The organism is Nakamurella antarctica, assembly GCF_003860405.1.
GTDB lineage: Bacteria > Actinomycetota > Actinomycetes > Mycobacteriales > Nakamurellaceae > Nakamurella > Nakamurella antarctica.
Map to the genome: position 1 here is coordinate 3,346,205 of NZ_CP034170.1, position 12,154 is coordinate 3,358,358.

9 protein-coding genes are annotated in these 12,154 nt (G+C 64.7%); 4 read left to right on the forward strand and 5 right to left on the reverse strand.

Going from position 1 to position 12,154, the window contains the following annotated elements; translation table 11 throughout:
- Window positions 1–15: 15 nt before the first annotated feature.
- From EH165_RS15085 to leuS, 3 genes are all read right to left on the reverse strand, one after another.
- Window positions 16–597, reverse strand: a complete 582-nt coding sequence (locus EH165_RS15085; protein ID WP_124800169.1) for a hypothetical protein — start codon at window positions 595–597, stop codon at window positions 16–18.
- Window positions 594–1,436, reverse strand: coding sequence for a carbon-nitrogen hydrolase family protein (locus EH165_RS15090; protein ID WP_164479272.1), 843 nt, complete (start codon window positions 1,434–1,436; stop codon window positions 594–596). The genes EH165_RS15085 and EH165_RS15090 overlap by 4 nt, the downstream gene beginning before the upstream one ends.
- 76 nt (window positions 1,437–1,512) lie before the next feature.
- The gene (gene leuS / locus EH165_RS15095) at window positions 1,513–4,425 is read right to left on the reverse strand and encodes a leucine--tRNA ligase (protein ID WP_124800171.1); all 2,913 of its coding nucleotides are present in this window, start codon (window positions 4,423–4,425) and stop codon (window positions 1,513–1,515) included.
- A gap of 273 nt (window positions 4,426–4,698) precedes the next feature.
- Here leuS and EH165_RS15100 point away from each other — a divergent pair, with 273 nt between their 5' ends.
- Window positions 4,699–5,184 carry an SdpI family protein gene (locus tag EH165_RS15100; protein WP_124800172.1) on the forward strand — a complete coding sequence of 162 codons (486 nt, stop codon included), beginning with the start codon at window positions 4,699–4,701 and terminating at the stop codon, window positions 5,182–5,184.
- Here EH165_RS15100 and EH165_RS15105 read toward each other — a convergent pair.
- Entirely contained in the window at window positions 5,181–5,753 is a 573-nt protein-coding gene (locus EH165_RS15105) for a YqgE/AlgH family protein (protein WP_124800173.1), read from the reverse strand. The genes EH165_RS15100 and EH165_RS15105 overlap by 4 nt on opposite strands.
- A 130-nt stretch (window positions 5,754–5,883) precedes the next feature.
- On the opposite strand from EH165_RS15105, the gene EH165_RS15110 reads away from it, so the two are divergent.
- Entirely contained in the window at window positions 5,884–7,230 is a 1,347-nt protein-coding gene (locus tag EH165_RS15110) for an MFS transporter (protein ID WP_164479273.1), read from the forward strand.
- Window positions 7,231–7,270: 40 nt separating this feature from the next.
- On the opposite strand, the gene EH165_RS15115 is transcribed toward EH165_RS15110, so the two are convergent.
- Window positions 7,271–8,683 carry a CCA tRNA nucleotidyltransferase gene (locus EH165_RS15115; RefSeq protein WP_206426008.1) on the reverse strand — a complete coding sequence of 471 codons (1,413 nt, stop codon included), beginning with the start codon at window positions 8,681–8,683 and terminating at the stop codon, window positions 7,271–7,273.
- Between the two features lie 125 nt (window positions 8,684–8,808).
- Here EH165_RS15115 and EH165_RS15120 point away from each other — a divergent pair, with 125 nt between their 5' ends.
- On the forward strand, window positions 8,809–9,279 hold the full coding sequence (locus EH165_RS15120; RefSeq protein ID WP_206426009.1) for an NUDIX hydrolase: 471 nt from the start codon (window positions 8,809–8,811) through the stop codon (window positions 9,277–9,279).
- Window positions 9,276–12,152 carry a DUF6049 family protein gene (locus EH165_RS16605; protein WP_206426010.1) on the forward strand — a complete coding sequence of 959 codons (2,877 nt, stop codon included), beginning with the start codon at window positions 9,276–9,278 and terminating at the stop codon, window positions 12,150–12,152. The genes EH165_RS15120 and EH165_RS16605 overlap by 4 nt, the downstream gene beginning before the upstream one ends.
- The last annotated feature ends 2 nt before the right edge of the window (window positions 12,153–12,154 follow it).

Consider the following 12,154-nt stretch of genomic DNA (forward strand, 5'->3'; position numbering starts at 1 on the left):
CACCTGTTGGACGGGTCAGCGGGCGAAAACCCTGTCCCCCACTGCGATCAGGCCCTCGCCCGCCACCTGCCCCCGGTACCCACGCCTGCCATGGTCCAACTCGGACAGCGTGTGCAGCACGGGCCCGTCGATCACGGAGTCGGGGCGAAGGCCCATACAGAACCGACTGAATTCCACACACGGGTCAGCTACCCGAACCTGGTCAAGGTCGAGATCGCCACCCTCGGTGCGGACGATCAGCCCGGCCGAAAAGTCTCGGAACGCCAGCGGCTCCTCGGCATCAATCAAGATAGTGTTGCCCGCCGCTTGGTCCGCCTGCTGAAGACCGTAAGCCGACTCCAACCACCGATAGTCCCCCACGCTCATGATGGTGAACCCAGCGGTGCCCCGGCGGTCGCGGGTGCGAGGGTGGTCTTGGTGATGCACGTCCAGTACGTGCTCGCCGTCTAACGTCACCCCGACTACCCCGGCGGTGGTCGCCAGCAGCCGAGCAACCGGAACGAGCGAATCAGTCCGAAATTCCCGCAGCGGAGCCTTCCCCACCTTTAACGGTTCTCGCTGCACCTGAAGCCGAACAATTGTTCCAAGTAACTTCACAGCGCCACGCTCCCCAGAGGTGGATGACCCGGCGTGGGCTCAGCCGGTCTTGGATTGACGGCGAAGCGAATATGCGACACCGCCGGCAACATCTCCCGGACCCCCGCCACTCGGGCTGGATCCACAGTGACGTAGGCGAGTGCGCCGTCCACGGTTCCCATATCCAGGAGCGGCAGGCCCATCGGGTCGAAGGCCGCGGACCTGCCGATGCTTTTGGCTCCCACCTGGTCGGAAGCGATGGTGTAGCAGGTGTTCTCGATCGCCCGGGCTTTGAGTAGCGTGAGCCAGTGTTCCTCTTTCAACGGACCCGCCACCCACGCAGATGCCAGCGCCAATACCTGGGCGCCGCCTGCCTGCAACACCCGGAAGAGCTCGGGGAAGCGCAGGTCGTAACAGGTGGCGAAACCGACTGCCACACCGGCAATCTCGACCACGGGCGGCGCAGCATCCCCGGGAGCCACAGAATCGGACTCTACAAACGCGAAGGCGTCATACAAGTGGACCTTTCGGTAAGCGCCAACCAGCTGACCGCCCTGGGCGACAACGAGGGTGTTGTGCACCCTGCCGTTGCTACCGTCTGTGGTGAAAGTGCCTGCTGCAATAGTGATGTCGTGATCAGCACTGGCTCGGCGCAGGCCCGCAACGAAGGGGCCGTCCAGCGGCTCGGCGCACCGGGTGGGCGCCGACGGGTCATCGAGGAAGCGCACCAGGCTGCCTTCGGGGGCCAGCAACAGTTGCGCCCCCTGCCCTGCGGCATCCTTGGCCATTCCGATCAGGGTGTGCAGGTTCGTCGACGGATCAGCATCGGGTTCGAACTGCGCTACCGCAATCTTCAGCATGTGCATTCCTTTCAACATTTCGAGCGAGCCACACCGTCAACATTCCCGGACAACCCACAACCCGTTGGGTCACCCCTTACGGAACGATCGAGACCATCTTCCCGCCGATCACCACAACCTTGCGCGGCGCGGCGCCAGCCAGCTCTTCGACGATCTTCGGGTCGGCCAGCGCAGCTTGTTCCACCTCGGCAATCGTGGCGTTTGCCGGCACGGTGACGCGCGAGCGCACCTTGCCCTTAATCTGAATCGGGTACTCGAACGTGTCTTCCACCAGGTAGCTGGCATCTACTTCCGGGAACGGGCCGCGAGCCAGAGAGCCGTTGTGGCCCAATCGCTCCCAGAGCTCTTCGGCGATGTGCGGGGCTAGCGGCGCCGTCATCAAGACCAGCGCTTCCGCCACCAGCCGAGGGGTCGGCGCAGTGGACTTTGTCAAATGGTTGTTCAACACGATCAGCTTCGCGATGGCGGTGTTGAACAGCATCCCGGTCAGATCCGAGCGCACCCCGTCAATGGTCTTATGCATCAGCTTCAAAGTCTCCAAGTCGGGTTCGTCGTCGGTCACCACCAACGAACCGTCGGTCTCGGAAACGATGTTGCGCCACAGCCTTTGCAGGTACCGCTGGGATCCGACGGCGTCCTGGGTCTGCCAGGGCCGCGAAATGTCCAGCGGCCCCATACCCATCTCGTACAGCCGGAACGTGTCGGCGCCGTACTTGGCGCACATCTCGTCCGGCGTCACCACGTTGTTGAGCGACTTGCCCATTTTGCCGTACTCGCGCTGCACCAGTGCGCCGTCGTGGGTGAAGGTGCCGTCTGGCTCGGAGACGACCTCTTCCGCCGGAACGTACACGCCGCGGCTGTCGGTGTAGGCGAACGCCTGGATGTAGCCCTGGTTGAACAGCTTGCGGAACGGCTCCTCGCTGCTGACGTGGCCCAGGTCAAACATCGCCTTGTGCCAGAACCGCGAATAGAGCAAATGCAGCACCGCATGCTCGACGCCACCGACGTAAAGATCAACGCCACCAGTATCTTTCACCCCGTCGGCGCCTGTTTCTTTCGGCCCCATCCAGTATTTCTCAACCCCTGGGTCAACGAAACGCTCTGTGTTGGTGGGATCCAGATACCGCATCTCGTACCAGCACGATCCGGCCCACTGCGGCATCACGTTCAGTTCACGGCGGTAGGGCCTCGGCCCGTCGCCGAGATCCAGCGTGACGGTGGCCCACTCGGTGGCGCGGCCCAGTGGGGGAGTGGGGGTGGAGTTCGCGTCCAACGAGTCGAACGACTGCGGGGCGTAGTTTGCCACCTCCGGCAGTTCGAGCGGCAGCATGGATTCCGGCAACGCGATCGGGACATCCGACACCGCGCCGTTCTCGTCGATGGCGTAAACGATCGGGAACGGCTCGCCCCAATACCGTTGCCGACTGAACAGCCAGTCGCGCAGCTTGTACTGGGTGCGGGGAGTTCCAGATCCCCTGGCCTGCAACCACTGCGTCATCACGGCCTTCGCAGCGGCAACATCCATTCCATTGAGGGAGATTTCGTCATTGGCGCTATTAATGGCCGGCCCGTCGCCGGTGTACGCCTCGTTGTCGTCGTGATCGGCGGGCGGCTGCACCGTCCGCACAATAGGCAGCTCGAAGCTCACAGCGAATTCATAGTCTCGGGTGTCCTGCGCCGGAACAGCCATAATGGCGCCCGTGCCATAACCCATCAGCACGTAATCGGCGATGAAAACCGGCAGCTGGGCGCCGTTGGCGGGGTTGACCGCATACGCGCCGGTGAAGACGCCGGTCTTCTCCTTGTTCTCCTGCCGATCAAGATCGGTCTTGTTGGCCGCCTCCTCGCGGTAAGCCTGCACGGCGGAGGCGGGGGAGTCGGCCCCGCCGGTCCAGCGCGGGTTCACTTCTTGCGGCCACGCGGGAGCGGTGATGGAGTCGACCAACGGGTGCTCGGGCGCGAGCACGACATAGGTTGCGCCGAAGAGGGTATCGGGCCGAGTGGTGTAGACCTCGATCACGTTTTCCGCAGGGAGTGCGGACCCGGGCACAGTAACGGCGAAAGCCACCTGCGCACCGACGCTGCGGCCAATCCAGTTGCGCTGCATGGCTTTGACCGATTCCGGCCAGTCCAGGCGATCCAGATCCTCGATCAACCGGTCGCAGTACGCGGTGATCCGCATCATCCACTGGCGCAGGTTACGACGGAACACGGGGAAATTGCCGATGGCCGACTTACCGTCCGCCGTCACTTCTTCGTTGCTCAACACGGTGCCGAGTCCGGGGCACCAATTGACCGGGGCCTGCCCGATGTAGGCCAACCGGAAACCGGCGAGCACGCGCTGCTGATCGTCAGCGTCCATCGACGCCCAGTCCAGCCCGCCCGGCACCTCGCGGGCCCCAGCGGCGAATTCTTCGACCAACTCCGCAATCGGACGAGCCTTCCGCGCCTTCTCGTCATAGAAGGCGTCAAAGAGCTGCAGGAAGATCCACTGCGTCCACTTGTAAAATTCCACGTCGGTGGTGGCTACGCTACGACGCGAGTCGTGCCCAAACCCCAAGCGCCGCAGCTGTTCCCGGTAGCGAGCCACGTTGGCCTCGGTCGTTGCCCGCGGGTGGGTTCCGGTCTTGACCGCGTACTGCTCCGCGGGCAGCCCAAAGGAGTCGTACCCCAGGGTGTGCAACACGTTCGCGCCCGTCATCCGGCGAAAGCGTCCCAGCACATCGGTGCCGATGTAGCCCAGCGGATGGCCAACATGCAGGCCCGCGCCGGAGGGGTAGGGGAACATATCGAGCACATAGAGCTTCTCACCCGGTATCTGCGTGGGGTCTTCGGCAGCCAGGGGCCCAGACGGGTTGGCGGCATAGAACGTGTGGTTCTGCTCCCAAAAATCCTGCCACTTGGCCTCGATCTCGCCCGCGAACGCCGCGGTGTACCGCTGCGGCGGGCTAGCCTCGAAAGCGTGGGTGTCGGCGGTGTCGGTGCTCATTGCAAAAATCTCCTGGCTAGTTCGGATACCTGCCGCCATGACGGAAAAGCATAAAGTGCGTTGCGGCGGCACACGTTTCAGACATAAAAAAACCCTCCTGGCGTCAGGAGGGAAGCTGCACCGGCGGCAAAAGTCCCCGTCAGCGCAGCGAAATAAGGAGCTGCGAAGTGGAAAACGGCGGGCTGGTCATTGAGGAGACTCTACTCCCCAGCCGCACCCCCGCGGCGATCGCCATTCGCGCCGCGCACCGGGCGCAAGGTTTAGACTTAACCCATGTCCGAAGCACCGCTTGCCCTGACCGCGCCGCTCGCCGCGGTGATGGCCGTTATCGCCGTTGTTGCCCTGGTGACGGGGCTGAAAGGTAAGCAAGGCACGCTCGACGCCGATGGCCGCCTGGGGATTCGCAGTGCCGCATCGCTGCGCAGCACCAAGGCCTTCGAGCTTGCCAACCGGGTCGCAGCCCCCATCGTGCTGGCCGCCGCAGGACTAGCCGGGTTGATCGCCCTCGCAATGCTGATTGCAACCAACCGCCTCGGTACGGTGAGCATCGTCATCGTCGCCGTCATCGGGTTTGTCGGCGTCGTTGCGCTGCTTGTCGCTGCTGGTTCGCTCGGCGATCGCGCTGCGGCAACCGTCCCAAAGCCCGCTTCCAAGCCAGGATCTGGCGGCGGCTGCGAAACCTGCGCCTGTGGCGACGGCGGCTGCAGCGGCCTGGCAAAAGCGGGTATTACCCGCAGCGCGCCCCCCACTAGCAGCTAGTTGCGCTCCAGGTCCCCTGGATGCCACGCCTGCCAGCGCAACGGAAAGCGCTGGCGCCGCAGTACTTCGAACCACACATCCACCTTCGGCCCCGCCAGCACGTCCTGCGGACTGCTCGCCACGACAGACCACGCACCCTCGGCGACCTCGTCGACCAGCTGGCCCGGCGCCCAACCGGCGTGACCGCCAAAAATCCGCACGCCCTTCAAATACAATCCCTTCGGGCCCGCCGCAGAATCGACACTTACCAGGCACACCGGGCCAGCAATCGGAGCGAGACCCTCGATGTCGCTGGCGTCAACCCCCGGCCGGCAGACCCCGACGCACATCGCCGAGCTGAGTTCCATCGGACCACCGACAAAAACCACCTTCGACTTCGCCGCGAGCTCCGTCCACTGGGGGAGAACATTCTGTACCGGAATTTCACTGGGCTTATTCAGCACCACGCCGAGGCTGCCCTCCTCGCCATGCGTGATCATGTAGACAACCGTGCGCCCAAAGTCCGGACCCCGCAGCTCCGGGGACGCCACGAGCAGCGAGCCCGACTTCACCCCACTGTGCTCGCTCATAACCCGCTATTGTGCCCCGATTGATCGAGTCCGGCTGCCGCACGTTCCTCGAAGCTGCTGCGCTGCCGCCCGATAAGTGTTGGCCGAACCGGTGCTGCGCATGCGATCGAGCTTGCGTAACGTGGGGGAGGTGAGTGTCCACAACAAGATGCAGCCGACCGGTCTGCGCCCCGCAGCCCCTGGGCCATCGAGTAGCGACACGAGCACCCTTCATCACGAGCCGCCCCCGCCCTCAGTTCGCGGACTTGTCCCGCTGCTGCGCTTGGCTGGCCTTCGCCGGCTCGTCGGCATCCGAGTCGTTAACTCGTTGGGCGAGGGAGGCTTTCAGGGCGCCCTCGTGGGGGCGGTGCTGTTCAACCCGCAAAAACAAGCGAGCCCTGCCGCCATTGCCGCGGGGTTCGCTATTATCTTGCTGCCGTATTCGCTGATCGGACCCTTCCTCGGTTCCCTGCTGGATCGCTGGAGTCGCCGTCAAGTGCTGGTGTGGTCCAACCTCTTGCGATCTATTTTCGTCCTCGCCGTGGCTGCCGAAATTGCCGCCGGGGCGCCGCTCTGGCTGGAATTCTCGACCGCGCTGCTCGTTATGGGGGCTGGCCGGTTTATTGGTTCCGGACTATCGGCGGCGATGCCGCACACCGTCGCGGCAGATTCGTTGGTGGGGGCCAACTCGTTGGCCACCACGGCGGGCGCCATCAGCGGAGCTGCCGGCGGCGCCGCGACGGTGGGTTTGGGAACCATCTTCGGCGACCAGGCCATTTCCACCGCGCTGGTCACCGCGGGCGTCATACCGTTCTTTCTCGCTGCCTCCTACCTAGCACTGGGCTATACCAAATTCGCCCTCGGCCCGTCCGAAACCGACGAGCCCGCACAAACGACCAAAGCCATCATCGGCGGGTTGACAGCCGGTTTCACCCACATGCGGCAACGCCCCACCATCGCGGTGGCCATTTCTATGGTGATGCTGGTGCGTTTTTGTTACGGCCTCGGAACGATGCTGGTGCTGCTGCTCTTCCGCAACTACTTCGAAGCCACCGGCTTCTGGCGCGCTGGGCAAGCGGGCATCGTGCAGGCCTTGGGCTTCGCAGCGGCCGGATTGTTTGTCGGCGCCGTCGTTACTGCTCCCGCGGTTCGGTGGATGACCCGAACCCGCTGGGTCGTGTCCGTCCTCGGCGGCGGAGCCATCATGTCGGTCGTTCTGTCCACCCACATGACGTCGCCGCTGACGATGATCACCGCCTTCGTGCTCGGCTTTTCCTATCAGTCCACCAAGATTTGTGCCGACGCGATTGTGCAACGAGACGCAGATGACGCCCACATCGGCCGGGTGTACGCGCTCTACGACACCACCAACAACATCCTCTTCGTGGCCGCCTTTGTTCTCGGCGCTATCCTGCTACCCCCGATGGCAACAGCCCCGCCATGGTCCTCGTGGTCGCGTTCGTCTACGTGTTGGCAGCGGTCGGATATCCGGTCCTGATGCACCGTTGCGGCCGAAAGGCGACCGTCCGGCCGCACCACTAGGAAGCGGTGTCGGGGGTCAGGATCTTGTTCTCGACCGCCCACCGGTACAGGTGCGCCTGCGCCGCATCCCGATCCAGCGGTCCCATCTCGAGCCGAAGCTCCTTCAGGAATGCCCACGCCTGACCAACGATCGGGCCAGGACCAACGCCCAGCAACTCCATGATGGCGTTGCCGTCGAGGTCGGGACGCACCCGCGCGAGGTCTTCGGCTTGGGCGATCAGAGCGATCCGCTGCTCCAACTCGTCATAAGAGTTTTGCAGCATTACCTCGCGCCGCCGGTTGCGGGTGGTGCAATCGGCCCGCACCAACAGGTGCAAACGGTCCAGCAGCGGACCCGCATCCGTCACGTAACGGCGAACGGCCGAATCTGTCCATGCCCCGGATCCGTACCCGTGGAACCGCAGGTGCAGGAACGTCAGTGTCCTCACCTGTTCGGTCAGAACCTTCGGATACTTCAGCGCCCGGAGTCTGTTGCGGACCATCTTCGCGCCCACCACCTCGTGGTGATGGAAGCTGACGCCGCCGGCCTCCTCGTAGCGCCTCGTCGGGGGTTTGCCAATATCGTGCAGCAGCGCCGCGAGGCGCAGCACCAGATCGGGGCCGCCTGTTTCGAACGAGATGGCCCGCTCCAACACCTGCAGCGAGTGCTCGTACACGTCCTTGTGCTGATGATGCTCGTCGCGTTCCAGGCGCAGCGCCGGCAACTCGGGCAGCATCACCTGGGCGAGGCCGGAGTCGGTCAGCAGCGCCAACCCCAGCCGAGGATTATCGCCCAGGATCAACTTGTTGAATTCCGCCTGAATCCGCTCCACCGTGATGCGGGCCAGTTCCCCCGACATCGCCGTCATCGCCGCGACCACCCGGGGAGCGGGCGTAAACCCCAACTGGGAGGCAAAGCGCGCCGCGCGCAACATCCGCAGCGGGTCATCGCCGAACGACTGTTCGGGAGTGCCGGGGGTATCGATGATGGCCGCTTCGAGCTGCTCGCGCCCACCAAAAAGGTCGGTAAATGCGCCGCCGGGTAGCGATACGGCCATCGCGTTGATGGCGAAATCGCGACGCACCAAGTCCTGCTCCAGGGTCTCCCCGTAGCTGACCTGGGGGTTGCGGGACTCACCGTCATACACGTCGGACCGAAAGGTGGTGATTTCCAACTGCACACCGCGCTTGGCCACCCCGACGGTGCCGAAGGCGATGCCCGTGTCCCAGGTGGTCTCTGCCCACCCGTGAACCAGCTCCAGCACACGCTCTGGCCTGGCATCCGTCGTGAAATCCAGGTCGGAGCTCAGCCGGCCCAAGAGGAAATCGCGCACCGAGCCACCCACCAGGTAGAGCTGGTGGCCCGCGGCCGCGAATATGCTCCCGAGCTCCACCGCCACGGGGGTAGCGGCCAGCAACTTCCCGGCCATTTGTGGATCACATGGGTTCATCTGAGCTGCTGACACAGGGATTGACTCTAGTTCGTCGGGGCGGCGCGCCAGGTCAATCCTGATCAGGCTCGTCCCGTCCCATGCCACCGCACTACGATCAGATGATGCCCACCCCACTTCCGCTCGTGCCCGGACTCCGTCCGCAGCGGATGGACGAGACCTCCGCGGGCGGGCTGGTGGTGCGCACGGAGGATGGTGTCGCGTCCGCGGCGATAATCGGACGGCTCGATCGTCGAGGACGGCTGCGCTGGTCCCTGCCCAAAGGCCACTTGGAGGCGGGGGAGACCGAGGAAGAAGCCGCGATCCGGGAAGTCGAGGAAGAAACTGGTATCTCCGGTCGCATCACTGCTCGACTCGGGAGCGTCGAGTATTCATTTGCCGCATCCGGCCGCAGAATCCACAAATGCGTGCACCATTTTTTGATGGAGATGGTGTCCGGTGAGCTCTCTGACGCCGACATCGAAGTGTCCGAAGTGGCGTGGGTTCGCCTAACGGAGCTGCCAGGCCGACTGGCATACGCGGGGGAGCGCCGCCTCGTCGCCCGGGCGGCAGAGATCCTCGCGGAGAACGTGTGAGGTTACGTCGAAGCAGCGCCGGGTGTGCAGCCGTCATTCTTGGCGCCGCGCTGTCACTGGGCTCGATCGCCGGCCCCAGCGCCGCCGCGGTAGAACTACCCGTCGCCTCCTCCGGACTAGAACGTGCAGTGACTCTCGCGCCCAGCGCGTTGCGAGTTACCAGCGCCCCTGCCGCGCCGCTTCCCCCCGGCGACCTCGACTTCCCCGCCAGCCTCTCCTTCACCCTCACGTCTGTGACACCCACCGTGATCAGCGCCGAGGGCCCGCCCCAGGTCACCATCAGCGGCGCCATTACCAACAATCGCGCGGAGCCCATCGAATCGCTGGTCGCTCGCGTGCAGCGGGGGCCAGCGCTCTCCTCGCTGCCAGCGTTGGCGCAGGAGCTCACCGCGCCCTCCGAGCCCATCGAGACGTGGTCGGACTTTGCACCCTTGATGCCAGCGCTCGCCGCGGGTGCCAGTACGCCGTTCTCGGTGTCGGCGCCGCTCTACGGGGTCGTCAAGGACACCCTCGCCGTCACTACGCCCGGCGTTTACCCCATCATGCTCAACGTCAACGGGATAATCCCCGACATTTCCCCTGCCGGTGGCGCCCGCGTTGGCGTCCTGCACCTGCTGCTCACCGTGGTCTCGGTCGCGCCGGCATTTGCGGCACCGCCGCCTCTCGCACCCACCCCGTTGGCGCCTAACCACGTCAACTTCGTCCTTCCTCTCGTCGACCGCCCGCACCGAGACGCGACGGGCGCCTTTGTCGATGACGAACTCGCGAAGCTGATCTCGCCCGGCGGCCACCTCTGGGGCGTGCTTCAACAAGTCGAAAACACCGATGCACCAACCGGTTCCATCACCCTGGCTGTCGACCCGGAGCTGCTCGAAGAGTTGGACCTGATGAAGGATGGCTATGCCATCGGCCCCATGGTGTTCGATATCAGCGCGCGCGCCGTCCAGTTGCAACCAGACATCTTCACGGCGAGTGCAGCGCCGACCCAGGCGCCAGAAGTGGCTAGCTCCACGCCCGTCGGTTCAGCGCCCGTCAGTTCAGCGCCCGTCGGTTCAGCGCCCGTCGGTTCAGCGCCCGTCGGTTCAGCCCCCACTGAAACTGCCCCCACTGATACTGCGGCAAGCGCGTCCGGCGATACGGTGTCCGCTTCGCCCGCGATGACGTCAGGTGCGGCCACAACGGGCTCCCGCGTTACCGATACGGCCAGCGCCAGCAGCGCAGAAAGCGGCTCCATTGGGACAGCGGATACTGCCCCTACGAGCGCCACCACCAGCGCAAGTGCGTCGATGTTCTCGTCCGCTCAGGCAACTGTCGCTCCCAGCACAGCCACCCCACCATCAACCCCGCCCGCAGCGCCGGACACAACCGTCATGCCGCCACCATCGATGGTTCCCGCACCGGGAGCGGTCACCGGAAGCGGCACGCCCGCTGCCCGCGACTTCCTCACCCGCCTCCGGGCGATTGCCCAGACGCACTCGGTGTTGGTGCTTCCCTACGCCGACGCCGACGTGGTGGCTCTCACCAAGGCCGGGATGACGGGGTACGTGGCCAGCGCCGTCAGTGACGGGCGCGCTATTGCGGCCCGAGTATTAGGCGCAGACGCGAAACTCATGATGGATGTTGCTTGGCCAGCAGGCGGCGTAGTGGACACCGCCGCGCTCGCCCAATACCAATCACAGGGATACACCAGTGCGCTTCTCACCTCGAGTGCAGTCCAGGCAACGAGCGCGAACCAGCCCACCGCCCTCACTCTGACCACCGCGGCCGGCCCCATCAACGCTGCGGTCAGCGACGTGTCGCTCTCCGGCGACGTCCGGGAAGTAATCAGCGGCGACGTCGAAGGCCAAGCTGGCCGACTTAACCGGCTGGCTGCGAACTTGGTGCTGCGCGCGAGCACCAGCCAGGGCATCGCGGCTGTTTTCGCGCCCAGTCGCGACTATCTACCGTCCGGCGCTGGGTTTTCCACCCTGTGCGCCCTCCTGAACGCGCTCAGCGCCAACGGCCTGGTCACCGGAATCAGCCTGCCCGAAGTGGCTGCGCAGGCCACTTCGTCCGCAGAACTGACCTATCCCGACACCGGGGCCGCCCTAGAGCTACAGCCCGCGACGTTGAATAACGTCAAATCCGTAATCGCCGGATTCGCTGGAATCTCCGACTCCTTGGCCGTTCAAATCAGCGAAGCCGACAGGGCCGAGTTCGGCCCGCCTGCACCTGCTGGTCTCTTTGACCCCTTCATCGCCGGGCTATCCCGACAGTTTTCGGCCGGCTTGCGAGGCAAGCCCACGATTTCTGCGCAGCTCTTGTCCGCCACCGGCCAATTGGTGCGGGAGGTGCGCGACGGCGCCTACATCGTGAAACCTGCCGGATCGTTCACGTTAACGTCAGAAACGTCACCCCTATTCATCTCACTCCACAACAACCTGCCCTTCCCTGTCCGGCTTGCCGTGAACATCAACGCCCTCGACGCTGCCCGCGCGGGCCTGAGCCCGCAAAACATCGGGATCCAGACCGTGGCGGCTGGCCGCAGCCTCACGCTTACTATTCCGTCGGAAATTACGCGATCCGGCGTCTTCAAGGTAGGAGTACAGCTGACCGGCGCAGACTCGGCAAAGTGGGGTTCCCCGGTGGTGCTCGTACTGCGCTCTACCGCGATCGGCAGCTTCACCTTGATTTTGATCGTGTCAGCGGCGTCGGTGCTGTTCATCGGTCTCGTCATGCGTCTGCGCCGGCGCTGGCGCGACCGTCATTCCAGGGCGGCGCAGCGTGCCCGCGATGCGGCGATCACTCCCGCACCAAACCACCCGGCCCCTGACACAGCCGCCGCCCCTGAAGTAGCCGGAACCGAGGCCGCCACCACGGAGGGCGCCTCATGACG

Excerpts from the sequence above, each read along its gene's own strand:
- EH165_RS15090 (WP_164479272.1), bottom strand. The coding sequence starts at position 1,436 with ATGCTGAAGATTGCGGTAGCGCAGTTCGAACCCGATGCTGATCCGTCG.
- EH165_RS15115 (WP_206426008.1), bottom strand. The coding sequence starts at position 8,683 with ATGGCCGGGAAGTTGCTGGCCGCTACCCCCGTGGCGGTGGAGCTCGGG.
- leuS (WP_124800171.1), bottom strand. The coding sequence starts at position 4,425 with ATGAGCACCGACACCGCCGACACCCACGCTTTCGAGGCTAGCCCGCCG.
- EH165_RS15120 (WP_206426009.1), top strand. The coding sequence starts at position 8,809 with ATGCCCACCCCACTTCCGCTCGTGCCCGGACTCCGTCCGCAGCGGATG.
- EH165_RS15105 (WP_124800173.1), bottom strand. The coding sequence starts at position 5,753 with ATGAGCGAGCACAGTGGGGTGAAGTCGGGCTCGCTGCTCGTGGCGTCC.
- EH165_RS15100 (WP_124800172.1), top strand. The coding sequence starts at position 4,699 with ATGTCCGAAGCACCGCTTGCCCTGACCGCGCCGCTCGCCGCGGTGATG.